The following is a 23,260-nucleotide window of genomic DNA, read 5'->3' as shown; positions in this document are numbered from 1 at the left end:
GGGCGCCCGGCACGCCGGGGGCCCGCTGCTGTCCGGTTCGGTGAGGTGCGTCCGATCCGTGTGGTCACTCGCGGGACAGCGTCGGCCCAGGTGGCTCGTGTGGTGCGAGCTGAAGATTACCGGCACAGCGGCTGGCAGCGCGAGTGCGCCCGGGTGGGAACTTCTCGCGGCCCGGCAGCAGTGGCACAGTGGTGACATGGCGTCCCTGAGCGAGTTCTTTGCCGCGATCGCGGTCGGCGACGTCGATCGGGTGCGCCGGATGCTCGACGCCGAGCCGTCGCTGCTGGCCAACCTCGGTCCGGACGGCGCGTCGCCGGCGCTGACCGCGCTGTACAACGGCCACGCGCCGCTGGCCGACGAGCTGGCCGCGCGCACCGGGGCGCTGTCGGTGTTCGAGGCGGCCGCCTTCGACGACACCACCCGGCTGGCCGAGCTGATCGCCGCCAACCGGTCGGTGATCGACTCGTGGAGCGCCGACGGCTGGCAGGCGCTGCACCTGGCCGCCTACTTCGGCCGCGCCGAGGCGGCCCGGATGCTGCTCGACGCCGACGCCGAGGTGGCCGAGCCGTCCCACAACGAGCTGGCGGTGCACCCGCTGCACGCAGCCGCCGCCGGCGGGCACTCGGAGCTGGTCTGGATCCTGATCGCCTCGGACGCCCCGGTGCACGCCCGCCAGCGCGGCGGCTGGACCCCGCTGCACTCGGCGGCGGCCAACGGCGACCTGGAGTCGGTGCTGGCGCTGCTGTCGGCCGGCGCGGACTCGGCCGCGGCCAACGACGACGGCCGGACGCCGATCGAGCTCGCCTCCGAGGACACGGTGCGCACGGCGTTGCTCGGCGGCAACGTTGGCTGAGCCGGCTCGGTTGCCGAGGCTGCTCGAACGGGCCCGCCGGCAACCCTCGGCGTTCCTGCTGGCGACCCAGCTGCTCGGGGTGCTGATCTACCCCTACCTGGGTGAGTCCCGGACCGGCACCGGCGCGGTGGCGCTGTTCGGCCTGCTGGTGCTGGCGCTGGCCGTCTGGTCGGTCGAGACGACCACCTGGACGGTCTGGGTGTCGATCGGCCTGGGCGTCCCCTCGGTGATCTTCACGGTCTGCCAGCTGCTTTCCGATGCCGCGGTGTGGCAGGCCTGGGGGTCGGGCTTCGAGTCGGCGTTCTACTTCTACGCCGCCTTCAGCCTGATCGCCTACATGCTCGCCGACCGCGACATCACCCGCGACGAGCTGTTCGCCGTCGGCGCCACCTTCACCCTGCTGGCCTGGGCCTTCGCCCACCTGTACGTGCTCACCCAGGTGATCTGGCCGGGCTCGTTCACGGCCGCGCTCAACGCGGGCGAGCCGCGGACCTGGATGGAGCTGCTGTTCCTCTCGTTCACCACGCTGTCCAGCACCGGCCTGTCCGACGTGGTGCCGGTGCTGCCGCATGCCCGCAGCTTCGTGATGATCGAGCAGGTGGCCGGGATCGCCTACGTGGCGATGATCGTGTCCTGGATGGTCGGGCTGACGGTGGCCCGGTCCCGGGCCCGGCACGGGTCGGCCGACGAGCTGAACTGAGCCGTCCGAGCTGAACTGAGCGGCTCTGGTCCTGTTGCCCCTTCGGTTCGCGCGGCCGGCTCAGGCGACGTTGGCGCCGATCAGGTGGCCGATGCCGTAGGTGATCGCGAAGGTCACCGCGCCCAGCAGCAGCTGGCGGGCGCCGGCGTAGTACCAGGGCCGGGTGGTGAACCGCGCGGTGATCGCGCCGGTCACGAACAGCCCGGTCAAGGTCAGGATGGCCGCCAGCCACAGCACGTCGGCCCCGAACAGGAACGGCAGCATCGGCAGCAGCGCGCCGAGGGAGAACGACAGGAACGACGAGCCCGAGGCCAGCCACGGGTTGGGCAGGTCGTGGATGTCGACGCCCAGCTCCTCCTGGGCGTGGATCTCCAAGGCCTGCGTGGGGTCCACTGACAGCTGCTCGGCGACCAGCTGGGCCAGCTCCGGATCGACTCCCTTGTCGATGTAGATCTGGGTCAGCTCGGCCAGCTCGGCCTCCGGGTTGTCCTCGAGCTCGAGGCGCTCGACCTCCACCTCGGCCCGCATCGACTCGTTCTGGCTGCGCACCGAGACGTACTCGCCGCTGCCCATCGAGAAGGCGCCGGCCAGCAGGCCCGCCACGCCCGCGATCATCACCGGCCGGGCGCCGGCGCTGGCCGCCGCGACCCCGGCTACCAGGCCGAAGTTCGACACCAGCCCGTCGACCATGCCGAACACGGTCGGGCGCAGCCAGCCGCCGGAGACCTCGCGGTGCTCGTGGCCGACCTGGTGCGCGGGATCACCGATCGGGTGGTGCGGCGCTGCCGTCGGCTCCTGCTGGGCCACCGCCTGCGCTGGGCCCCGTGGATCGGCCTTCGGCATGCTGGACATGGTCTGAGTCTATGGCGGCATCAGCCGGCTCGTCGGTTGGCTCGACCGGGCCACGGCCCACCTGGTCGGCGGGCTTGGTCAGGTCAACCGGGCCGGCCGCCCCGTCGGATCGGGTCCCGGATTCGATCCCGTCCGGTGAGTGCCCCGGCTCTGCCACGCTGCGCGGCCTGCCCCTGAGCCGCAGGAACCAGGCCAGCCCGGCCAGGAACACCAGGATCGACACCCAGCTGTTCACCCGCATGCCCAGGATCTGGTTGGCCTCGTCATCGCGCAGCAGCTCGACCCAGAACCGGCCGAAGGTGTAGCCCACCACGTAGAGCGCCAGGACCTGGCCCGCGCCCAGCACCCGGCGGCGGTCGAGCCACAGCAGCACGGCCACCACCAGCAGGCTCCACAGCATCTCGTACAGGAAGGTGGGGTGGAAGAAGCCCAGCACCACGGCATTGCCGGCGGCGTCCCGGGCCGCCTCGCCCGAGGCCACGTCCAGCTCGTGGATCTCCAGCTTCCACGGCAGCGTGGTGGCCCGGCCGTACAGCTCGTTGTTGAACCAGTTGCCCAACCTGCCGATCGCCTGGGCGAGCAGGACGGCGGGCGCGGCGCAGTCGGCGAAGGCGGTGAAGTTCATCTTGTGGCGGCGGCAGCCGATCCAGGCGCCCAGGCCCCCCAGCGCGATCGCGCCCCAGATCCCGAGGCCGCCGTCCCAGATCTTGAGGGCGTCCACCGGGTCCTTGCCCTCGCCGAAGTACAGCTGCGCGTCGGTGATCACGTGGTACAGCCGGCCGCCGAGGATGCCGAACAGCACCGCCCAGCCGGCCACGTCACTCACCTGGTGCCTGGCGCCGCCACGGGCCCGCCAGCGGCGGTCGGTGAGCCAGATGGCCACCAGGATGCCGGCCACGATGCACAGCGCGTACAGGTGGACCGAGAACGGGCCCAGCCGGATCACGCTCACGGTCGGAGAGGGGATAGCCGCTTCGATGATCTGCACGTGCACACCGTAGATGAGTGGTCCCCCGCTACCGTGAATCCATGCCCGCACAGACGACCGACGCCCTGGTAGTGACCGAGCACGGTGGCACCGATGTGCTCGAGATCCAGACCCGCGAGATCGATCAGCCCGGCCCCGGCCAGCTGCTGGTGCAGGTCGCCGCCGCCGGGGTGAACTTCATCGATGTCTACCAGCGCGAGGGGATCTACCCGGCGCCGGTGCCGTTCACGCTCGGCAGCGAGGGTGCCGGGATCGTGCTGGGCACCGGCGAGGGCGTCACCAGCGCGGTGCCCGGCGACCGGGTCTGCTGGTGCATGACGCCGGGCAGCGCGGCCGGTCTGGCCCTGGTGCCCGAGAGCGCCGCCGTGCCGGTGCCCGAGCCGATCCCGCTGGAGCAGGCCGCCGCGGTGCTGCTGCAGGGCATGACCGCCCACTTCCTGGTCAACGACACCTACCCGGTGCAGGCCGGTGACACGGTGCTGGTGCACGCCGGCGCCGGCGGGGTGGGCCAGCTGCTGGTGCAAATGATCAAGGCCAAGGACGCCGCGGTGATCGCAGGAGTCTCCAGCGAGGCCAAGGCCGCCAAGGTGCGCGCACTGGGCGCTGACCACGTCCTGAACTACGCCGAGATCATCGACCTCGCCGCCGCGGTGCGCGAGCTGACCGGCGGCGTCGGGGTGGCGGCGGTCTATGACGGCGTCGGCAAGTCCACCTTCGACGCCTCGCTGGCCTCTCTGCGGGTCCGCGGCACGCTGGCGGTGTTCGGCGCGGCCAGCGGCCAGGTGCCGCCGTTCGACCTGCAGCGGCTGAACTCCGGGGGCTCGCTGTTCCTCACCCGGCCGAGCCTGGCGCACCACATCCAGACCCGGCACGAGCTGCTGACCCGGGCCGGCGCGGTGCTCAACGCCCTGGCCTTCGGCGGCCTGCAGGTCGAGATCGGCGGCCGGTACCCGCTGGCCGAGGCGGTGCGGTGCTACTCCGACCTGGAGGGGCGCCGCACCACCGGCAAGCTGCTGCTCATCCCCTAGGCGGGCTTTGCCGACCCGTTGCGATTTCGCACGCCCTGCCGAACGAAATCGCTACGTGTCGACGGACGGAGGGACGGACCCGTCCAGAGCCGGACGATCGCGGTGCGATTTCGCACGCCCTGCCGAACGAAATCGCTACGCGTCGGTCAGGACGGGACGGACGAGGCAGGCGGGGTGGCGGGTGGCAGGCAGGCGGGGTGACGAGGGTGGCGGGGTGGCAGGCAGGCGGGCTTTGCCGACCCGTTGCGATTTCGCACGCCCTGCCGAACGAAATCGCTACGCGTCGTCAGGGCGGGGTGGCGGGGTGGCGGGGTAGCGGGGTGACGAGGGTGGCGGGCAGCTAGCGCGCGGTCCGCGGCGTCGCCGGATGGGCGCCGGCGGTCACCAGGTCCGCGACCGCCTGCCGCGGGTTGCCCGAGGTCACCAGGCCCTCGCCGACCAGCACCGCGTCGGCGCCGGCCGAGGCGTAGGTGATCAGGTCGTGGGCGCCGCGCACCCCGGACTCGGCGACCTTGACGATCTCGCTGGGCAGGCCCGGCGCGATCCGCTCGAACACCGACCGGTCCACCTGCAGGGTCTTGAGGCTGCGGGCGTTCACGCCGATCACCCGGGCGCCGGCGTCCAGCGCGCGGGAGGCTTCCTCCTCGTCGTGCACCTCGACGATCGCCGTCATCCCCAGTGACTCGATTCGCTCGCGCAGGCCGATCAGGGCGTTCTGCTCCAGCGCGGCCACGATCAGCAGCACCAGGTCAGCGCCGTGGGCCCGGGCCTCGTGCACCTGGTAGGCGCTGATCACGAAGTCCTTGCGCAGCACCGGGGTGTGGACCGCCGCCCGCACCTGGTCCAGGTCGGCGAGCGAGCCCCCGAACCGGCGCTCCTCGGTCAGGACGCTGATCACCCGGGCGCCACCGGCCTGGTACTGCCGGGCCAGCTCCCCCGGCGAGGCGATCTCGGCCAGCAGGCCCTTGGACGGGCTGCGCCGCTTGACCTCGGCGATCACCGCCACGCCGGGGGCCCGCAAGGCGCGGTAGCCGTCCAGCGGGGTGGGCGCGGCCTTGGCGGCGGCCCGGACCTCGTCCAGGCTGAGCTTGGCTTGGCGGGCGGCGACATCCAGCCGGACACCTCGGAGGATGTCCTCGAGGACGTTCACAGCTGCCTCCTCGTCTGATTCTGCCGCTGGTCCTGGCACTGATCCTGCTGATAGGCGCCTGCGTCACGCCGATTCGCCATCATGTGATCTGGCCTCCCGATGTTAGCGATCGGACACTGTCGGATCTTCACCGCGGTCCAGTCGGCGCCACGGGTCAGTCGATTCGGCGACCACCCCGGGGGCCGCGTACCTGGCCCACAGGCTCACTTGCCACCGGCCCGCCCGGACCGCCAGCAGCAGGCCGCAGAGCATCAGCAGCATCGCCGCCCCCACAGTGACGCCAGGCCAGAAGGGATGCCAGTGCAGTTGCTCCAGCCCGGAGCGCTCGGTGAGCGTGGCACCCGCCGGCTGGTCCAACCCCGACGGGTGGCCACCGTCCAATCCCCTGAAGCCATATCCGCCCGCCCAACCGCCGACCGGCACCAGCGCCACGCCCAGCAGCCGACGCACCATACCGCCGGTCACCAGCACCAGCGCCCCGCCCAGCAGCGCCACCACGGCCAGCCCGGTCAGCGCCGGGTACAGCTCGCGGCCGGTCAGCTCATCCTGCAGCGGCCCGAACGGCGGAATCCGCAGGACCGTGACCCTTATCCAGGACCGGCCGGCAGCGAACAGGATCAGCGCGGCGGCCAGCAAGCCCAGCCCCAGGACGCAGGCCATCTCACGGCGCTGCGCGGACCGGCTCGGACCGGCCAGCGTCTGGGGGGTCATGTTCTCAGTGTTTCGGCCGTGGCGATCGCCTGCAGCACCGCTCTTGCCTTGTTGCGGGTCTCGGCCTCCTCGTTGGCCGGGATCGAGTCGGCCACCACGCCGGCCCCGGCCTGGACGTAGGCGGTGCCCCCGACCATCACCGCGGTCCGGATCGCGATCGCCAGGTCCATGTCACCGGCCGAGTCGAAGTAGCCGACCGCGCCGGCGTAGACACCGCGCCGGACCGGCTCGATCTCCTCCAGCAACTGCATCGCCCGCACCTTGGGCGCGCCGGAGACGGTGCCGTGCGGGAACACCGCGGTGAACACGTCGAAGGCGTCCTTGCCCGGCTGCACCGTCCCGGTCACCGTCGAGACGATGTGCCAGACGTGGCTGTAGCGCTCGACCACCCCGAACTCGATCACCTGGACCGAGCCGGGACGGCAGATCCGTCCCAGGTCGTTGCGGGCCAGGTCCACCAGCATCACGTGCTCGGCGCGCTCCTTGGGATCGGCCAGCAGCTCGGCCACCAGCGCGGCGTCGGCCACCGCGTCCGCGCCCCGCGGCCGGGTGCCGGCGATCGGGTGGATGGTGGCGCAGTCCTCGGACACCGTCACCAGCGCCTCGGGGCTGGAGCCGACGATGTCGAAGTCGGCGAAGTGCAGGTAGTACAGGTACGGCGAGGGGTTCAGGGTGCGCAGCGCCCGGTAGACGTCGAAGGCGTTGGCATCGGTCTCGGTGATGAAGCGCTGGCCGGGCAGGATCTGAAAGACCTCACCGGCCCGGATGGCCTCCAGGCACTGGCGCACCGCCGCCTCGAACTCGCCGGCCGGGGTGCGCGAGCGGGCCGGCTTGGGCGGCACCGTCACCATCGGCACCACCGTCGACTCGGTCGGCGCGGCCAGGTCGCGTGCCATCGCGTCCAGCCGGCGCTGGGCGTCGGCGTAGGCGGCGTCGAGCTCGTCGCCGGTCATCTCCGGATGCAGGACGGCGTTGGCGATCAGCGTCACGGTGCGGTTGTGGTGATCCACCGCGGCCAGGTCGGTCACCAGCAGCATCATCAGCTCGGGCAGGCCGAGCTCGTCCGGCGCGATCTCGGGCAGCGTCTCGATCCGGCGCACCACGTCATAGCTCAGGTAGCCCACGAAGCCGCCGGTCAGCGGCGGCAGCCCGGGTAGCCGGGGGCCCCGGACGGCCCGCCAGGCGCCGGCCAGCAGCTCCAGCGGGTCACCCGCGGTGGGCAGGCCCAGCGGGGCCTCGCCCTGCCATCGGGCCCCGCCGCCGACGCTGTCATCGGCGGTCAGGGTCGCTATCGCGTTGACTCCCACGAAAGACCAACGAGAGAAGGAGGCACCAGGCTCCGCTGATTCCAGCAGGAATGTTCCGGGACGCCCGCCGCTGAGCTTGCGGTACACCCCCACCGGGGTCTCGGCGTCGGCGAACAGGGTGCGGGTGAGCGGGACCAGCCGGTGGGTCCGGGCCAGGTCGGCAAGCTCGGCCCGTCCGATCTCGGTCATCGGGCGCCTCCTTGGACCGCGGTCAGCGGCGATCCCGCCTGGAAGCAGCTGCGTTGCCCGGTGTGGCAGGCCGGCCCGACCTGGTCGACCCGCACCAGCAGGGCATCGCCGTCACAGTCCAGCGCGATGGACCGAACATACTGCACGTGGCCTGAAGTGTCGCCTTTGCGCCAGTACTGCTGCCGGGACCGCGACCAGTAGGTGGCCCGGCCGGTGGTCAGGGACCGGTGCAGCGCCTCGTCGTCCATCCAGCCCAGCATCAGCACCTCGCCGGTGTCGTGCTGCTGCACCACTGCGGCGACCAGGCCGGCCGCGTCTCGTTTCAGCCGCCGCGCGATCTGTGGGTCCAGGCCGGAGGCAGGTATGGCAGGCATCCCCTGATTCTGCCGGGCGGGTTTCCACCCCCGAGCCCCGGGGCGAAGGCCTCAGAGCCCGTCTCGGGGCCAGGGCCTCAGAAAGGCGGGCGCTCGCCCGGATACCCCGGGGGGCACACCGGCAGGGTGACGGTGACGGTGGTGCCGCCCGCGACGGTGGAGTCGAACTGGACGTGGCCGCCGTGCGCCGCCACGATCTGGGCCACGATCGCCATGCCCAGGCCGCTGCCGCCCTTGGCCCGGCTGCGCGCCTTGTCGGCCCGCCAGAACCGTTCGAAGACGTGCGCCGCGTCCTCGGGGGCGAGCCCCGGGCCGGTGTCGATGACCCGCAGCGCCACCGCCTCGCCGGCCGGCGTGCGGCCCGGGATGGCCTCCAGCCGGATCGGGCCGGCGGGGGTGTGGATCGCGGCGTTGGAGGCCAGGTTGATCAGCACCCGCAGCAGCTGGTCGCGGTCGGCAATCACCACCGCGCCGCCGGAGCCGATGATGCTCAGCGGGCGTTCGGGGTAGGCCGAGAACACCGCGTGGGCAGCCTCGGCCAGCAGCTTGTCGACCTCCACCGGCTCGCGCCGCAGCGCCGTGTCCTGGTCACCGCGCGCCAGCACCAGCAGGTCCTCGACCAGCCGCGACATCCGGGTGCCCTCGACCTCGATCCGGCGCATCGAGTCATCCGGTGCGTCGGTGGAGTGGCCCTGCAGCCGGGACAGCTCGGCGTAGCCGCGGATCGAGGTGAGCGGGGTGCGCAGCTCGTGCGAGGCGTCGGCCAGGAACTGGCGCATCCGCTCCTCGCTGCGCAGCCGGGCCGCGAACTCGGTTTCGACCGCCTCCAGCAGGGTGTTCACCGACGCGGCCACCTGGCCCACCTCGGTGCTCGGGTCGGCGTCCGGGACCCGGCGGTCCAGCCCGGAGCCGGCCGGCGACAGCTCGGCGGTGACGTCCTGGGCCGTCCGGGTGACCCGCTTGAGCGGGCGCAGCCCGACCCGGACACCCCAGCTGGTCAGGCCCGCGGCCAGCAGCACCGCGGTGGCCCCGACGACCAGTTCGAGGATAAGCAGCCGCTGCAGGGTGTGATCGACGTCCTCCATCGACAGCCCGGTGACCACGGTGATGGTCTGGGTCCGGATCTGGATCTGGCGGGCGGTCACCCGCAGCCGCAGGCCGTCGGGGGTGGCGATGGTGCGGACCTTGCCCGGATCGGTCATTACCTGCTCGCGCTGCCGGCCGGACAGGATCAGCTGCGACAGCGAGTCGATGTTGGCGGTGACCTTGATGACGGCGTTGCCGGCGGAGTCGTAGCCGACGATCCACTCCCGCTGGGTGGTGGCCAGCTGGGCGGCCCCGCTGCTACCGGGCACCCCCACCGTGCAGGTCCGGCCACCGGACAGGATGCACTGCCGGACGCTGTTGGCGTTGCCGGAGGCCACGCTGTTCAGCTGCTGGTCCAGGCGCTGCAGCAGGAACGGGCGCAGCAGGAAGTAGGTGGTCGCGCCGGTGATCGTGACGACCACCAGCAGCAGCCCCACCACGCCGATCACCAGCCGGGCGCTGAGGGTGCGGGGCAGCCACCGTGGGTGGCGGGTCGGGTTAGCTGGGCCGGTCGGCGCTCCGACGCTGCCCAGACTCACCCCCGCGGCGCCTTGACCACGTAGCCGGCGCCCCGGACGGTGTGGATCAGCTTGGGCTCGATGTGGTCGATCTTCTTGCGCAGGTAGCCGATGTAGAGCTCGACGATGTTGGACTGGCCCTGGAAGTCGTACTTCCACACCCGGTCCAGGATCTGGGCCTTGGACAGCACCACCCGCTCGTTGCGCATCAGGTAGCGCAGCAGCTCGAACTCGGTGGCGGTCAGGTGCACCTCTTCGCCGGCCCTGGTCACCTCGTGGCTGTTCTCATCCAGCTCCAGGTCGGCGACCCTGAGCACCCCGTCGCGGTCCTGCTCGGCCTGGGTGCGGCGCAGCACGGCGTTGACCCGGGCCAGCAGCTCCTCGACGCTGAACGGCTTCACCACGTAGTCATCGGCACCCGAGCGCAGCCCGGCCACCCGGTCGTTGGCGGCGTCGCGGGCGGTCAGGAAGATCACCGGCACCACGGAGCCCGCCGAGCGCAGGTGCTGCAGCACGGCGTGACCGTCCAGGCCGGGCATCATCACATCGAGCACCACCAGGTCGGGGTCGTACTCGGCGACCGCGGCCAGCGCGGAATGGCCGTTGTCGGCCGTCACCGCCTCGTAGCCGTCGAAGCGCAGCGCGGAGGCGACCAGGTGCACCACGTTCTCCTCGTCATCGACGACCAGCACCCGGCGCTTGGCGCGCGGGGCGGGCTGGCGGGCGGACTGGCCTGAGACTGTGGAGACAGAACTGGACATGAGCTGAGGGTCCCGCGTCCGGGTAGGCACCCCCTTAGCTTTCACTGTGAACCGGCTGTGCGCCAGCCCTGGGACGTGAACCCTGGGAAGGTCGAACCCTGGGAAGGTCGATCTCAGTGCCCGACCGACTGCCCGCCCCATGCCTGGCCGCCTTCCGAGGCCGCCGGACGGTCGGCGGGCGCCTCGGTGACCCGCTGGCCGCCCTCGGTCGCCACCCACCGCCAGGACGGCGACAGGCAGGCCAGCACCATCGCCAGCAGCGCCGCGACCATCACCACCGCAGGCACCTGCGGCTCGCCGGAGGCCGAGTCCAGCAGCAGTTTCAACGCGACGCCGAACGTCAGCAGCTGGCCGGCCAGGAACACCCAGCGATCCCAGCCGTTGAGCAGCCGGCCCATCCCCCACAGCACGAAGATCAAGAAGCCGAACGCGATCAGGCCGGCGATCAGCTCACCGGTCCGGCTGCCGGTGATGTCGGGCTGGTCGACCTGGACGAAGCCGCCCCGGACGATGAACAGGAACGAGTACACGATCAGGAACGGCACCACCACCGTGCCGGCCGCCACCGCGGCGATCACGGTGGGCGGCGTGCGGGTCTCGTTCATCGCCGCTCACTCCTCCTCCGCCGCCGGGCCGGCGCCCGCCGGTGTGAACCTAGGGTGGGGCCAACCCCGCTCCGGTGCAACCGCGGCGCGCCGGGACGGTGGGCTCAGCAGGCGGGCAACCCGCCGAAGTAGCCCTCGGTGAAGCGCTGGATGCGCTGCAGCGCCGTGGTCTCGTGCGCGCCGTAGGCCTTGTCCGAGGGCACCAGCTTGATCACCGCCGAGGTGGCCTCGTCCATGTCCGGCGGTGACAGCTGGAAACCCTGCTCCCCGTCGTTGATCGAGGCGGTGAAGGCCCCGCTGTAGCAGCTGGCGTCCAGCATGGCGTCCCGGTCATCGATCGGGCGGGCGAACAGCTGGTCGCGCACCCCCATGCTCCAGCCGTAGACGAACAGCATCCCGAGGGCGTAGTCCGCCGGCGCGTCGTCGATCAGGGTCAGCTCGCCGGTGGACCGGTCCACCCGCTTGTCCGGCAGGCTGTTGTAGGCCTGCCGGGCGAACTCGTCGGTGAAGTAGACGTAGTCACCGGCCGGGCAGTAGTCGAACTCGCTGGCCTCCTGCACGTCCGGGCAGTCCGGACTGCCGGTCTCGCGGAGCTCGACGTCCTTCCAGGACTTGTCCACCGACTCCGCCGCCTTGCTCCAGAAGCTGTTCAGCTCGTTCTGCAGGGTCGACTGGTCGGGTGAGTCCGGGGTCGGGTCGATGACCTGCTCGTACGGCAGGTTGCCGCGCTGCTGGTAATCGGCGTCGGAGGTGAACGGGCGTTCGGTGAACTCCCGCTGCTGGAACTCCCTGCCGAAGCAGTACTCCACGCCGTTGGCAATCCCGTCGGCCATCGCCGACAGCCGGTCGAAGCCGTTGCCGTGCGAGATCTGCTCGTAGGTCACCGGCGGCGGGTCACGCACCTGCAGGTAGCCCAGCAGCATCTCCTCCAGCTCTTCCTGGGTGACCGCGACATGCTCGGTCTGGCCGTCCTGGGCGGTGCGGATGAACGCCCCGGCCGCGCAGTCTGCCTGGGTCTCGGTGAAGATGGTGGGTGGCCGCTCGCCGTCAGGGCCGGCCTCGAAGACGCCCAGCCGCTGCTGCATGGCGTGACCCCACTCGTGCGCGACCACCGCGGTGATCATGAACTTGCCGTACTTCTGGCCCAGCTGGCCGACCAGGTTCTCGGGGTTGCGGTCAAAGACCACCGAGTCGTCGGCGGGGCAGTAGAAGGCGTTGTTCTCCGCGCCGCTCGGGTCCTCGCGCAGGCAGGCGTTGCGCTTGGCCGCGGCGGGGACCTTCTTGCCGTCGACCGAGTAGATCCCGCCGCGCAGCTCGGGGTAGGCCCGGCCGCCGGAGGCCTTGGGGTAGTTGGCGCGCCAGAACTCCTGCAGGTCGGCGATGGAGTTCTTGACCACCTGGTCGAATTCGGTGCGCCCGTCGTTGACGATCCGGACCGAGGCGTTGCGCTGTTCGGACTGCGAGCCCGAATCGTTGTTGTTCGACCGGGGCAGCGAGGGGTCGCAGGCCGACAGCAGCAGGCTGACGGGCAACAGCGCTGCCGACAGGGCCAGGCGAAGGTTGAAGGTCACGACAGGTCCCAGCTGAAGGCCGCTGGGCTGTGCTGGCCGGCGGCGCCCGACGACGCGGGCAACAAATGTCACGGTACCGCCCGCAGACGGCCTCAGCGAACGGCCGGAGCCAACCGGACCGGGACGCCGGCGGCCGCCAGGCAGCTCTTGACCTCGCCGATGCTGACCTGCTGGTAGTGGAACACGCTGGCCGCCAGCACCGCGTCGGCGCCGGCCGCCACCGCCGGCGGAAAGTGCCGGACCGCGCCGGCGCCGCCGCTGGCGATCACCGGCACCGACACCACCGCCCGGACCCCGGCGATCAGCTCCAGGTCGAAGCCGTTGCGGGTGCCGTCGGCGTCCATCGAGTTCAGCAGGATCTCCCCCGCGCCCAGCTCGGCGGCCCGGGCCGCCCACCACAGCGCGTCGATGCCGGTGCCGCGCCGGCCGCCGTGGGTGGTCACCTCGAAGCCGGACTCGGTCGCCGCGGCGCCGGCCGGCGTCCTGCGGGCGTCGACGGACAGCACCAGCACCTGCCGGCCGAACCGGTCGGCGATCTCGGCCAGCAGCTCCGGACGGGCGATCGCGGCGGTGTTCACCCCGACCTTGTCGGCGCCGGCCCGCAGCAGCGCGTCCACGTCGGCCGCCGAGCGCACCCCGCCGCCCACGGTCAGCGGGATGAAGACCTGCTCCGCGGTCCGCGACACCACCGCCAGGGTGGTCCGGCGGCCGGCCGAGGACGCCGTGATGTCGAGAAAGGTCAGCTCGTCGGCGCCCTCGGCGTCATAGCGGCGGGCCAGCTCCACCGGATCGCCGGCGTCGCGCAGGCCGGTGAAGTTGACGCCCTTGACCACCCGGCCGTCCGCGACGTCCAGGCAGGGGATGACTCGGACCGCGACCGGCACGCTCAGACCCCAGCCACCGTGGCCAGCGCCTGGCGCAGGGTGAAGGCGCCGGCGTAGAGCGCCTTGCCGATGATGGCGCCCTCGACGCCGAGGCCGCGCAGCCCGGCCAGCTGAGCCAGATCGGCCAGCGAGGACACCCCGCCGGAGGCCACCACCGGCCGGTCGGTGACGGCGCACACCGAGCGCAGCAGGTCCAGGTTCGGCCCGGTCAGGGTGCCGTCGCGGTGCACGTCGGTCACCACGTAACGGGCGCAGCCGTCGGCGTCCAGGCGCTCGATCGCCTCGTAGAGGTCACCGCCCTGCTCCGTCCAGCCCCGGGCGGCCAGCGTCGTGCCGCGGACGTCGAGGCCGACCGCGATCCGGTCGCCGTGCCGGGCGATCGCCGAGCGCACCCAGTCCGGGGACTCCAGGGCCGCGGTGCCCAGGTTGACCCGGGCGCAGCCGGTGGCCAGCGCCGCCGCCAGCGACTCGTCGTCCCGGATCCCGCCGGACAGCTCCACGGCGATGTCGAGTTGCCCGGTCACCTCGGCCAGCAGCTCGCGGTTGCTGCCCCGCCCGAACGCCGCGTCCAGATCCACCAGGTGCACCCACTCGGCACCGTCTGACTGCCAGGCCAGCGCCGCCTCCAGGGGGCTGCCGTAGGAGGTCTCGGTGCCGGCCTCGCCCTGCACCAGCCGGACCGCGACGCCGCCGGCGACATCGACGGCCGGCAGCAGGACCAGCGGCGCGATCGCGGTGTTCATCTCCTGCTCCGATCTCCGAAGGCCACCGCCAGCGCCGGGATGACGATCACCGAGACCAGCAGCACGCCGATCACCATGACGACCGAGCGGCTCATCAGGTAGGTCAGCACCACCGCCACCAGCAGCGCCGAGGCGATGACGGCGCGCCGTTCCTTGCGGCGGACGCCGAGCCTGCTGACCGGGTTCCGGCCGCCGGGACGCCTGCCGGGCACAGCCTGCCAGGCCCGCTGCCACCGGGCCCGCCGCTGGCGCCGGTCGGCCTCGGCGGCCAGCCGTTGCCGCTGCAGCTCCAGCCGCTGCTCGGTGGCGGCCAGCCGTTCGGCGCGCCGCTGTGCTCGTTGCTTGCTCATGCTCGCGACTCGCTCATGATCGCCCGGCTGCTGCCCGGCCGGGCCGAGCAGCCGGCGTCACAGGGTGCCCAGCCAGTTGGCCAGCAGCTGCGCCCCGGCGTCCCCGGACTTCTCCGGGTGGAACTGGGTGGCCGACACCGGCCCGGCCTCCACCGCCGCGACGAAGTCCTCGCCGTGCTCGGCCAGGGTGGCCGCGTAACCGGCCTGCTCGATCGCGGGGCGCTCGGGGCTGGGGTGCTCGGGGCTGGGGTGCTCGGGGCTGGGGTGGACCGCGTAGGAGTGCACGAAGTAGAACCGGGTGCCGGGCTCGACGCCGTCGAACAGCACCGAGCCGGCCGGCGGGCGCACCGTGTTCCAGCCCATGTGCGGGATCACCGGGGCGTTGAGCCGCTCGACCCGGCCGGGCAGCACGCCCAGGCCCGGCGTCTGGACCCCGTGCTCGACGCCGGCCGTGAACAGCACCTGCATGCCGACGCAGATGCCGAGCACCGGACGGCCGGCCCGCACCCGTTCGGTGAGGATCCGGCCGGCCTGCACCTCGCGCAGGCCCGCCATGCAGGCCGCGAACGCTCCGACGCCCGGCACCACCAGGCCGTCGGCCTCGACGGCGGCCTGCGGGTCGGCGCTGAGCTCGACCTCTGCGCCGACCCGCTCCAGCGCGCGCACCGCCGAGCGGACGTTGCCCGAGCCGTAGTCGAGCACGATCACCTTGCTCATCCGCAGCCCACCGCTACAGCACGCCCTTGGTCGAGGGCACGCCGGACTGGCGCGGGTCGAGCTCCACCGCCGCGCGCAGCGCCCGGGCCACCGCCTTGTACTGCGCCTCGATGATGTGGTGCCAGTCCCGGCCGGAGTGCACGGTGACGTGCAGCGCCACCCGGGCGTGGTAGGTGAAGGACTCGAAGACGTGCCGGGTCAGGGTGGTGGCGTAGGCGGTGTCGCGGCCGAGCAGGTAGGCCGGCGCGCCGTCGGGCTCGTGGTGCACCAGGTAGGGCCGCCCGGACAGGTCGACCGCCGCCGACACCAGCACCTCGTCCATCGGGATCGTGGCGTCGCCGAAGCGCCGGGTGCCCGCCTTGTCCCCGGCCGCCTCGGTGAAGGCCTGGCCGAGCGCGATGGCGGCGTCCTCGACGCTGTGATGGGAGTCGATGTGCAGGTCGCCCTCGACGTGGGCGGTCAGGTCGAACAGGCCGTGCTTGGCGAACGAGCCCAGCATGTGGTCGAAGAACCCCACCCCGGTGCTGATGTCGGCGCGGCCTGATCCGTCGAGGTCGATCTCGACCAGCACCTTGGTCTCGGTGGTGCTGCGCTCGATGCGTCCGGTGCGGCTCATCCGCTGTCCTCCTCTGTCGATCCGGTTCCGCTGGAACCGGCCACGCTCAATCCTGCCCCGCCGGAATCGGTCAGCTGCCGCATCGCTGGCTGGCCGGACAGATCCTGCAGGGCGGCGCGGAAGGCCCGCATCTGCTCCTGGTCGCCGATCGAGACCCGGAGCCAGCCGTCCGGCCCGGTCTCGCGGATCAGCACCCCCCGATCGAGCAGACCCTGCCACACCGCGTGCCGGTCGGCGAAAGCGCCGAAGAGCACGAAGTTGGCGTCGGAGTCGGCCGCCCGCAGTCCCAGCTCACGCAACCAGCCCACCGTGGCGTCCCGTTCGGCGCGCAGCTCGGCGACCCGGGCCAGCAGCTCGGCGCTGTGCGCCAGCGCGGCCAGCGCGGTCGCCTGGCTAACCGCGGACAGGTGGTAGGGCAACCGGACGATCCGGACGGCGTCCACCACCTCGGCCGAGGCTGCCAGGTAGCCCAGCCGGCCGCCGGCCAGCGCGAACGCCTTGCTCATCGTGCGGGTGACGATCAGCTGCGGGTGGTCGGCGAGCAGGCCCACCGCGCTGGGCACGCCGGCCCGGCGGAACTCGGCGTAGGCCTCATCGACGATCACCACGCCGGGCGCGGCGTCCAGGACGGCGCGCAGCTGCCAGTGCGGCAGCGCGGTGCCGGTCGGGTTGTTCGGCGAGGCCAGCAGCACCACCGAGGGTTGCAGCCGGTTGATCAGGTCGATCGCCTGGTCGAGGTCCAGGCTGAAGTCGGCGGCCCGCGGCCCGGTCACCCATTCGGTGTGGGTGTTGCGGGCGTACTCCGGATACATCGAGTACGTGGGGGCGAAGGACAGCGCGGTGCGGCCGGGCCCGCCGAAGGCCTGCAGCAGTTGCTGCATCACCTCATTCGAGCCGTTGGCCGGCCAGAGCTGAGCCGTGCCCAGCCGCACGCCGGCCTCGCGGTCGAGAAAGCCGGCCAGCGCGGCGCGCAGCTCGGCGCACTCCCGGTCCGGGTACCGGTTCAGCCCGGCGGCCGCCGCACTCACCGCGGCGGCGATGTCGGCGACGACACCGGCCGAGGGCGGGTAGGGGTTCTCGTTGGTGTTCAGCCGCACCGGCACGTCCAGCTGCGGGGCGCCGTAGGGGACCTGGCCGACCAGCTCCGGGCGCAGCGGCAGCTGCCAGCCCGCGTCCGTGCTCGTCGCAACGCTCGTCGCAACGCTCGTCGCGACCCTGGAGGGGATGCCGGTCATGGCCGCGGCATCCGGGCGCTGACCGCCGCGCCGTGCGCCGGCAGGTCCTCGGCCTCGGCCAGCGCCAGGACGTGCGGGGCGACTTCGGCCAGCGCCTCGCGGCTGTACTCGACCAGGTGCAGGCCCCTGAGGAAGGACTGCACGCTCAGCCCGGAGGCGTGCCGGGCGGTGCAGCCGGTGGGCAGCACGTGGTTGGACCCGGCGCAGTAGTCGCCCAGCGAGACCGGCGAGTGGGCGCCGACGAACACGCAGCCGGCGTGCCGGACCCGCTCGGCCCACTTGCGCGCGTCGGCGGTGATCACCTCCAGGTGCTCGGCGGCGTAGGCGTTGACCACCTCCAGGCCCTGCTCCAGGTCGGCCACCAGCACGATCGCCGACTGCGGCCCGGACAGCGCGGTGCGCACCCGCTCGCCATGTCGGGTGAGCGCCACCTGCCATTCCACCTGCGCCGTCACCGCGTCGGCGAGGTCGCTCGAGTCGGTGACCAGCACCGAGGCGGCCGCCGGGTCGTGCTCGGCCTGGCTGATCAGGTCGGCGGCCACGTGGGTCGGGTCGGCGGTCCGGTCGGCCAGGATGGCGATCTCGGTGGGGCCGGCCTCGGCGTCGATCCCGATCACCCCGCGCAGCAGCCGCTTGGCCGCCGCGACATAGATGTTGCCCGGCCCGGTCACCAGGTCCACCGGCTCGATTCCGAGCTCCGGGTCGCCGTAGGCCAGCAGCGCGATCGCCTGGGCGCCGCCGACGGCGTACACCTCGTCAACCCCGAGCAGCGCGCAGGCCGCCAGGATCGCCGGATGCGGCAGCCCGCCGAACTCCTTCTGCGGTGGTGAGCAAACCGCCAGCGACGGCACCCCGGCCAGCTGGGCCGGAACCACGTTCATCACCACCGAGGACGGGTAGACCGCGATGCCACCCGGCACGTAGAGCCCGACCCGGTCCACCGGGACCCACTTCTCGGTCACCGTGGCGCCCGGGGCCACCTCGACCTCGGTGACGGCCCGGCGCTGCTCGGCGTGCACGATCCGGACCCGCCGGATGGACTCCTCCAGGGCGGTGCGGACCGGGCCGGCCAGCTCGGCCAGGGCCTGGGCCAGCGCCTCGGCCGGCACCCGGGGTTCGGGCACGTCCACGCCGTCGAAGCGGGCGGTGGCCTCGCGGGCGGCGGGGTACCCCCGCTCGCGGACCGCCCGGACCAGCGGACTGACCGCATCCAGGGCCGAGCTGACGTCCATTTCTGCCCGCGGCAGCAACCGGCGGAGCTGGCCGGGGCTGGCGGCGGTGGCGGACAGGTCGACTCGGCGAAGCACGCAGCCAGTCTAGTTAGCCTGCGAGGCCTCCGGATGCCGTCGCTGTGCCGGGCTCCCTCGTAGGCACGAGCTGGCGCGCAGGCCGGCCGGAACCGCCGTACGGTGAGCGGGTGCCTCATCCGACGTCCGGCAAGGCCGAGGTGCTGCCGCTGTTCCCGCTGGGAACGGTGCTGGTGCCGGGCATGCGGCTGTCACTGCACGTCTTCGAGCCCCGCTACCGGCAGCTGGTCGCTGACCTGCTCAATGCCGAAGGCCCCGGCGCGCCGGAGTTCGGGGTGGTCGCGCTGCGTCAGGGCTGGGAGGTCGGCGAGCTCGGCGATGTCTACGACGTCGGCACCTCGGCCCGGGTGACTGACGTGCTGCCCCACCCCGACGGCCGCTGCGACCTGGCGGCGGTCGGGGAACGCCGGTTCGTCATCGACTCCCTGGACACCGGCGCCAAGCCCTACCTGGTGGCCGAAGTCCGCTGGCTGACCGAGCCGGCGGGCGAGATCGGGTCCGGACTGGCCACCTCGGTGCGGCGAGCGCTGGACATCCACCTGCGCACCCTGACCGCGCTCAACGCCGACCTCGCGGAGTTCACCGACCTGCCGGTCTCGGCCGACCCGCGGGCGCTGTCCTACGCGGTGGCCATGTTGCCCTCGCTGCCGATGCTGGACCGCCAGGCGCTGCTCGGCGTCGCCGACACCGCGGCCCGGCTGAAGGCCGGACGGGCGGTGCTGCGCCGTGAGACCGAGCTGCTGCGCCAGCTCCGCGCGGTGCCGATCACCGCGGCGACCTTCCGGCGCAGCCGGGGCACCAGCTGAGGCTTCGATCCTTGACCGGCTGAGGCCTAGGTCCTTGACCGGCTGAGTTCTTCAGTCGCCTTGCGTTGGGATCGGTGGCCTCGTAGCAGGGTGCTGGACGGCGGGTCACCCTGCTACGAGGCCAACGATCGACGTCAGCTGCGAGATTTCTGGTTGATGGACGCCAGCTGCGGGCTTCTGGTCGATGGACGTCAGCTGCGGGCTTCTGGTCGATGGACGTCAGCTGCGGGGTTTCCGGTCCCCGAGATCGGGGTCGGCGCTCAGCCCGACCAGCGCGGTGTAGACCAGCACCCCGAAGAACGCCTGGACCGCCAGCGCCGGCAGGGCGTGCAGGCTCAACTCCGGCGTGAACGCGGCGTTGAGCTCGCGGACGGGACTGCCGGAGAACCACTCACCGGCCGCGCGGGCCAGCAGCGAGCTCAGCACCCCGGCCACGGCCAGGGCGGCGAGCACCACCGGGCCCCGGATGGTCCGCAGCCGCCAGGCCAGCAGCCCGAACACCATGCCGAGCGCTATCGAGAGCAGCACGAACCGGCCGTCGCCGGCGATCTGGGACTCGCTCTCCTGCGGCACCACGAAGGCCGGGTTGCCGCCGCCGCCTTCCACCAGGTACGAGGTGGTCGTCGGGGCCCAGGCCCGCCAGATCAGCCCGGCCAGCACGCCGGCCAGCAGCTGCCCGACCACCAGGATCGCCAGCGGGCGCCAGGATCGGCCAGCGAGGGCGGGGTCGTGGTCGGTGACCGGCACGGGCTGGTCGGCGACCGGCACGGGCTGGCCGGCGACCGGCGCGGGCTGGCCGGTGACGGCGTCGGTCATCGGCTCCCCTGGAGCGTTGGTCATCGGCTCCCCTGGTCGGCGGCGGCGGTGAGGCCGGACGGTGTGGCGCCGGCGGGACGGACGGCCCGGTGGTTGGGCGCGTTGGGACTAACGGTAAGCCGACCGTCGACGAACACCGCACCCGGCGTGCGCCAGACGCCCGGCTCCACCAGCGGGCTGGCGGGAAGCAACACCAGCGCGGCGGGCTCGCCGACCCGCAGCCGCCCGGTGCGCCGGCGCATCCCGGCAGCGCCGGCGCTGTGCTCGGTGGCGGCCCGGAGCGCTCCGAGCCGTCCCAGCCCGGTGTTGGCCAGCCGGTCCAGCTCGCGCGGGTCCACCGCCGGGGCGGCGCCGGAGCGGGCTGAGTCGGTGCCGTAGAGCAGCGGCACCCCGGCGCTGACCAGGTCGGCGGCGTTGGCCGCGGCGTCCCGGCCGTGGCCGGAGGAGAAGAACCTCTGCAGGGTGGAGGTGACCTTCATCCCGCTGCCGGCGATCCGCTCGATCAGGGCAGCGGGCAGCCGCTCGGTGGGGACGCGGGCCAGCTCGTCGACCCCGGCGTCCAGGGCGCGGCCGACCAGCTCGGCGCTCAGCGCGTGGGCCAGCACCGGCAGTCCGGCGTCGTGGGCGGCGTTCACCACCGCCCGGACCACCGCCGGCGGCAGGGTGGGCCCGGCGTCCGGGCCGGGGTCGAGGCCGAGCTTGATGAGGTCCACCCCGTCGGCGGCCAGCCGCTGCACCGTCCAACGCGCCTGCACCGGTGAGTTGACGAACTCCGCGGTGGCGCCGGCCCAGCAGCTGGCTTGGTGGCCGCCGGGGGCGGTCAGCACCGGCCCGCTCACCGCGATCACCGGCCAGCCGGGCGGCGGCGGGCGGTGCCCGGTGCGCCAGCCCTGCGCCTGCCGCAGCGGCGAGGCCAGGTCGCGAAGGCCGACCAGCCCGGTCTCCAGGCCGGTCGGCCAGTCCCCCGCTGCTTCCCCGTCGGCCGGCTGGCTCAGGTGCACGTGGGCGTCCACCAGGGCCGGCACCACCCAGTGGTTGATCCCGCCCAGCACCAGCAGGTCACTGGGCATCCCGCCTCGTTCGGGGCGGAGGTCGGCGACCCGGCCGGCGCCGTCGAGCACCACCAGGCCGAAGCCGGGTTGGGCAGCGCCGCCGGTCCAGACGGTGCCGACGAAGGCGACCCCGCGGCTGGGGACGGCGCCGGTCCGCAGCCGGCGTGACCGGATCAGCTCCAGGCCGGCTCTGGCCCGCTCGGCCAGCGCCGCGGGCAACCGCACACCGCGGCGGCCGAGCAACGGCTGATCCTGATCGGTCACGATTTTATCTTCGCAAGAAGGGACGTGCGCACGGCTCTGCGCCGGGCCGTACCGGTCTCATCAGGCTCGCTTCGGGTGCCCGGCGGTTCGCAAGCGGGGGTCGGTTGCCCGCGCTCAGGATGACCGGGCACAGTGTTCTCGTGCGCTCTCGTGCCAGAAAGCGATGGAATGATCTTGGTCCTGGGGTTCGTCGACTGATTGTCATCAGCGCAGCCCTTGAGGGTGCGCTCAAGATCGCGGCTCTGTTCGATCTTGCCCGGCGACCTTCGGCTGACGTCCGAGGCTCGAAAGCGCGGTGGACAGCTGCGGTCATCCTGACCAACTCAGCTGGCGCGGTACCTCTTGGCTACTTCCGCTACGGGCGACGAAGGTAGCTCGCGGATGTCGGCCGACCTGAAGCTCGGTTCCAGTCGGAGCGCGATGCAGACCTATGACATCAAGAAGGAGCGCAAGGATCTCTACTCGCCCAAGCGCGGCGACTTCGAGATCATCGACGTGCCCGACCTGGGGTTCCTCATGATCGACGGGCATGGTGACCCGAACACCTCCGCCGCCTATCGCGACGCGGTGGCCGCGCTGTACACCGCCTCCTACGCGGTGCGAGCCGCGACAAAGGCAAGAGGGGAAAGGGTGCACACGGTGGCGCCCCTCGAAGGGCTGTGGTCAGCAACGGATTGGGAGGTCTTCCGTACCGGCGACAAGGACGCCTGGGACTGGACGATGATGATCGCCCAACCCGACTGGGTCAGCTCCGAGCTTGTCGATGAAGCCCTGGCCGCCGCGCGGAAGAAAGGATTGCCGGCACTCAGCCTGATTCGCTTCGAGCGCTATGCCGAAGGCCGCAGCGCGCAGATCCTGCACGTCGGCTCCTATGACGATGAGGGCCCGACGCTTGCGCGCCTGCATGCCGAGTTCCTCCCCGCCCACGGACTCGTGCCGACAGGCCTACACCACGAGATCTACCTCTCTGATCCCCGCAAGACCGAGCCCGGCAAGCTAAAGACGATCCTGCGCCAACCCGTCACGTCAACCGCATAACCCGAGTGACGCCGCCTGCGCTTGATTGCGATGGCGAAGGTGGCTTCCGAGCCGTTCAGAATCGGCCGGGCGGCATCTGGCGCAGCAGGATCTGCAGCTCGTCCACCTGGCTGGGCGGCACCACCTTGGTCAGGTCGATCCGGCTCAGCGCCTCCACCGTGCGCACCCGCCGCACCGGACGCAGCAGCCGCCAGCCGATCAGTAGCGGCCCCCAGGGCACGCCCGGCAACCCGACCCGGCGCAGCTCACGGCGCAGTCCCTTGCGGGTCCGGGCGACCAGCGCGGCCACCCTTGGCTCCAGCGGCCCGAGCCGGTGCGCTCCGGACAGCCGGCGCGCGACGGCGGTAAGCAGCCAGCGGAAGGTGAAGACCAGCAGGGCGACCAGGCCCACCAGCACCGCCAGCACCCGCAGGTCGGCCAACCAGCACAGCGCGGCCACCAGCAGCACCAGCACGCCGGTCCACTGCACGGCGTTGATGATCGAGCTGCCCAGCGCCCGGGTCAGCAGGTAGCGCCGCAGCACCGCCTGGCTGGTCGCCGAGCCGGGACCGAAATTGCCCACCTCGATGACCGGCCGCTCGTCGTACACCGGCCGCTCCTTGGCGACCGGCCGCTTCACCAGCACCGGACGCTCGGGGTCGCCACCGAAGGACGCTGACGGCCGCCCGGGCCGGAATTGCTCTCTCATACCCGATTCAACGATCTCGCGCCCCGTTGTAGTTCCTCACTGAACGGAGCT

At 72.3% G+C, this 23,260-nt stretch carries 25 protein-coding genes; 5 read left to right on the top strand and 20 right to left on the bottom strand.

Annotated features, from left to right (window positions below):
- The first annotated feature begins 196 nt into the window (after positions 1-196).
- Together VF557_06085 and VF557_06080 are read left to right on the top strand one after the other, a co-directional pair.
- Complete coding sequence (locus VF557_06085) at positions 197-853, top strand: ankyrin repeat domain-containing protein (GenBank protein HEX8079760.1); 657 nt, start codon at positions 197-199, stop codon at positions 851-853.
- Entirely contained in the window at positions 846-1,553 is a 708-nt protein-coding gene (locus VF557_06080; protein ID HEX8079759.1) for an ion channel, read from the top strand. The genes VF557_06085 and VF557_06080 overlap by 8 nt, the downstream gene beginning before the upstream one ends.
- 60 nt (positions 1,554-1,613) lie before the next feature.
- Here VF557_06080 and VF557_06075 read toward each other — a convergent pair whose 3' ends face one another.
- Positions 1,614-2,405, bottom strand: coding sequence for a VIT1/CCC1 transporter family protein (locus tag VF557_06075; GenBank protein HEX8079758.1), 792 nt, complete (start codon positions 2,403-2,405; stop codon positions 1,614-1,616).
- Positions 2,314-3,393 carry a prolipoprotein diacylglyceryl transferase gene (gene lgt / locus VF557_06070; protein HEX8079757.1) on the bottom strand — a complete coding sequence of 360 codons (1,080 nt, stop codon included), beginning with the start codon at positions 3,391-3,393 and terminating at the stop codon, positions 2,314-2,316. The genes VF557_06075 and lgt overlap by 92 nt, the downstream gene beginning before the upstream one ends.
- Positions 3,394-3,434: 41 nt before the next feature.
- Between lgt and VF557_06065 the strand changes: the two genes are divergently transcribed.
- Complete coding sequence (locus tag VF557_06065) at positions 3,435-4,421, top strand: quinone oxidoreductase (GenBank protein HEX8079756.1); 987 nt, start codon at positions 3,435-3,437, stop codon at positions 4,419-4,421.
- A 340-nt stretch (positions 4,422-4,761) separates the two neighbouring features.
- Here VF557_06065 and trpC read toward each other — a convergent pair whose 3' ends face one another.
- From trpC to hisD, 15 genes are all read right to left on the bottom strand, one after another.
- Positions 4,762-5,571 carry an indole-3-glycerol phosphate synthase TrpC gene (trpC, locus tag VF557_06060; protein ID HEX8079755.1) on the bottom strand — a complete coding sequence of 270 codons (810 nt, stop codon included), beginning with the start codon at positions 5,569-5,571 and terminating at the stop codon, positions 4,762-4,764.
- A gap of 102 nt (positions 5,572-5,673) precedes the next feature.
- On the bottom strand, positions 5,674-6,282 hold the full coding sequence (locus VF557_06055) for a Trp biosynthesis-associated membrane protein (GenBank protein ID HEX8079754.1): 609 nt from the start codon (positions 6,280-6,282) through the stop codon (positions 5,674-5,676).
- A complete protein-coding gene (locus tag VF557_06050; GenBank protein HEX8079753.1) occupies positions 6,279-7,778 on the bottom strand; it encodes an anthranilate synthase component I in 1,500 nt (499 codons plus the stop codon). Before VF557_06050 ends, VF557_06055 begins: the two co-directional genes overlap by 4 nt.
- The gene (gene hisI, locus VF557_06045) at positions 7,775-8,152 is read right to left on the bottom strand and encodes a phosphoribosyl-AMP cyclohydrolase (GenBank protein HEX8079752.1); all 378 of its coding nucleotides are present in this window, start codon (positions 8,150-8,152) and stop codon (positions 7,775-7,777) included. The genes VF557_06050 and hisI overlap by 4 nt, the downstream gene beginning before the upstream one ends.
- A gap of 77 nt (positions 8,153-8,229) precedes the next feature.
- Positions 8,230-9,777: a HAMP domain-containing sensor histidine kinase gene (locus tag VF557_06040; GenBank protein ID HEX8079751.1), complete on the bottom strand. Its 1,548-nt coding sequence runs from the start codon at positions 9,775-9,777 to the stop codon at positions 8,230-8,232.
- Positions 9,774-10,517: a response regulator transcription factor gene (locus VF557_06035; GenBank protein HEX8079750.1), complete on the bottom strand. Its 744-nt coding sequence runs from the start codon at positions 10,515-10,517 to the stop codon at positions 9,774-9,776. Before VF557_06035 ends, VF557_06040 begins: the two co-directional genes overlap by 4 nt.
- Before the next feature lie 113 nt (positions 10,518-10,630).
- Positions 10,631-11,122, bottom strand: coding sequence for a hypothetical protein (locus VF557_06030; protein ID HEX8079749.1), 492 nt, complete (start codon positions 11,120-11,122; stop codon positions 10,631-10,633).
- A gap of 104 nt (positions 11,123-11,226) precedes the next feature.
- Complete coding sequence (locus VF557_06025; protein ID HEX8079748.1) at positions 11,227-12,693, bottom strand: neutral zinc metallopeptidase; 1,467 nt, start codon at positions 12,691-12,693, stop codon at positions 11,227-11,229.
- A 92-nt stretch (positions 12,694-12,785) separates the two neighbouring features.
- Positions 12,786-13,577 (bottom strand): imidazole glycerol phosphate synthase subunit HisF, encoded by a 792-nt coding sequence (gene hisF / locus VF557_06020; protein HEX8079747.1) that lies wholly within the window; start codon positions 13,575-13,577, stop codon positions 12,786-12,788.
- 2 nt (positions 13,578-13,579) lie between these two features.
- On the bottom strand, positions 13,580-14,320 hold the full coding sequence (gene priA, locus VF557_06015; protein HEX8079746.1) for a bifunctional 1-(5-phosphoribosyl)-5-((5-phosphoribosylamino)methylideneamino)imidazole-4-carboxamide isomerase/phosphoribosylanthranilate isomerase PriA: 741 nt from the start codon (positions 14,318-14,320) through the stop codon (positions 13,580-13,582).
- On the bottom strand, positions 14,317-14,670 hold the full coding sequence (locus VF557_06010) for a hypothetical protein (protein ID HEX8079745.1): 354 nt from the start codon (positions 14,668-14,670) through the stop codon (positions 14,317-14,319). Before VF557_06010 ends, priA begins: the two co-directional genes overlap by 4 nt.
- 57 nt (positions 14,671-14,727) lie before the next feature.
- The gene (gene hisH / locus VF557_06005) at positions 14,728-15,387 is read right to left on the bottom strand and encodes an imidazole glycerol phosphate synthase subunit HisH (GenBank protein HEX8079744.1); all 660 of its coding nucleotides are present in this window, start codon (positions 15,385-15,387) and stop codon (positions 14,728-14,730) included.
- Between the two features lie 13 nt (positions 15,388-15,400).
- Positions 15,401-16,003 (bottom strand): imidazoleglycerol-phosphate dehydratase HisB, encoded by a 603-nt coding sequence (gene hisB, locus VF557_06000; GenBank protein ID HEX8079743.1) that lies wholly within the window; start codon positions 16,001-16,003, stop codon positions 15,401-15,403.
- Positions 16,000-17,238: a histidinol-phosphate transaminase gene (locus VF557_05995; GenBank protein HEX8079742.1), complete on the bottom strand. Its 1,239-nt coding sequence runs from the start codon at positions 17,236-17,238 to the stop codon at positions 16,000-16,002. The genes hisB and VF557_05995 overlap by 4 nt, the downstream gene beginning before the upstream one ends.
- The gene (gene hisD, locus VF557_05990; GenBank protein HEX8079741.1) at positions 17,235-18,545 is read right to left on the bottom strand and encodes a histidinol dehydrogenase; all 1,311 of its coding nucleotides are present in this window, start codon (positions 18,543-18,545) and stop codon (positions 17,235-17,237) included. Before hisD ends, VF557_05995 begins: the two co-directional genes overlap by 4 nt.
- Positions 18,546-18,655: 110 nt before the next feature.
- On the opposite strand from hisD, the gene VF557_05985 reads away from it, so the two are divergent.
- Positions 18,656-19,351 carry an LON peptidase substrate-binding domain-containing protein gene (locus VF557_05985; protein ID HEX8079740.1) on the top strand — a complete coding sequence of 232 codons (696 nt, stop codon included), beginning with the start codon at positions 18,656-18,658 and terminating at the stop codon, positions 19,349-19,351.
- Between the two features lie 219 nt (positions 19,352-19,570).
- Here VF557_05985 and VF557_05980 read toward each other — a convergent pair whose 3' ends face one another.
- Both VF557_05980 and VF557_05975 read right to left on the bottom strand, forming a co-directional pair.
- Complete coding sequence (locus VF557_05980) at positions 19,571-20,191, bottom strand: hypothetical protein (GenBank protein ID HEX8079739.1); 621 nt, start codon at positions 20,189-20,191, stop codon at positions 19,571-19,573.
- The gene (locus VF557_05975) at positions 20,188-21,483 is read right to left on the bottom strand and encodes an amidohydrolase family protein (GenBank protein HEX8079738.1); all 1,296 of its coding nucleotides are present in this window, start codon (positions 21,481-21,483) and stop codon (positions 20,188-20,190) included. The genes VF557_05980 and VF557_05975 overlap by 4 nt, the downstream gene beginning before the upstream one ends.
- A 381-nt stretch (positions 21,484-21,864) precedes the next feature.
- Between VF557_05975 and VF557_05970 the strand changes: the two genes are divergently transcribed.
- Entirely contained in the window at positions 21,865-22,521 is a 657-nt protein-coding gene (locus VF557_05970) for a GyrI-like domain-containing protein (protein ID HEX8079737.1), read from the top strand.
- Between the two features lie 55 nt (positions 22,522-22,576).
- Here the strand turns inward: VF557_05970 and VF557_05965 are convergent, their stop codons facing one another.
- Positions 22,577-23,209, bottom strand: a complete 633-nt coding sequence (locus VF557_05965) for a hypothetical protein (GenBank protein HEX8079736.1) — start codon at positions 23,207-23,209, stop codon at positions 22,577-22,579.
- Positions 23,210-23,260: the final 51 nt, after the last annotated feature.

This window comes from Jatrophihabitans sp., assembly GCA_036389035.1.
In the GTDB taxonomy this organism is placed as follows: domain Bacteria; phylum Actinomycetota; class Actinomycetes; order Mycobacteriales; family Jatrophihabitantaceae; genus Jatrophihabitans_A.
This window is presented reverse-complemented; position numbering and strand designations above follow the sequence as displayed.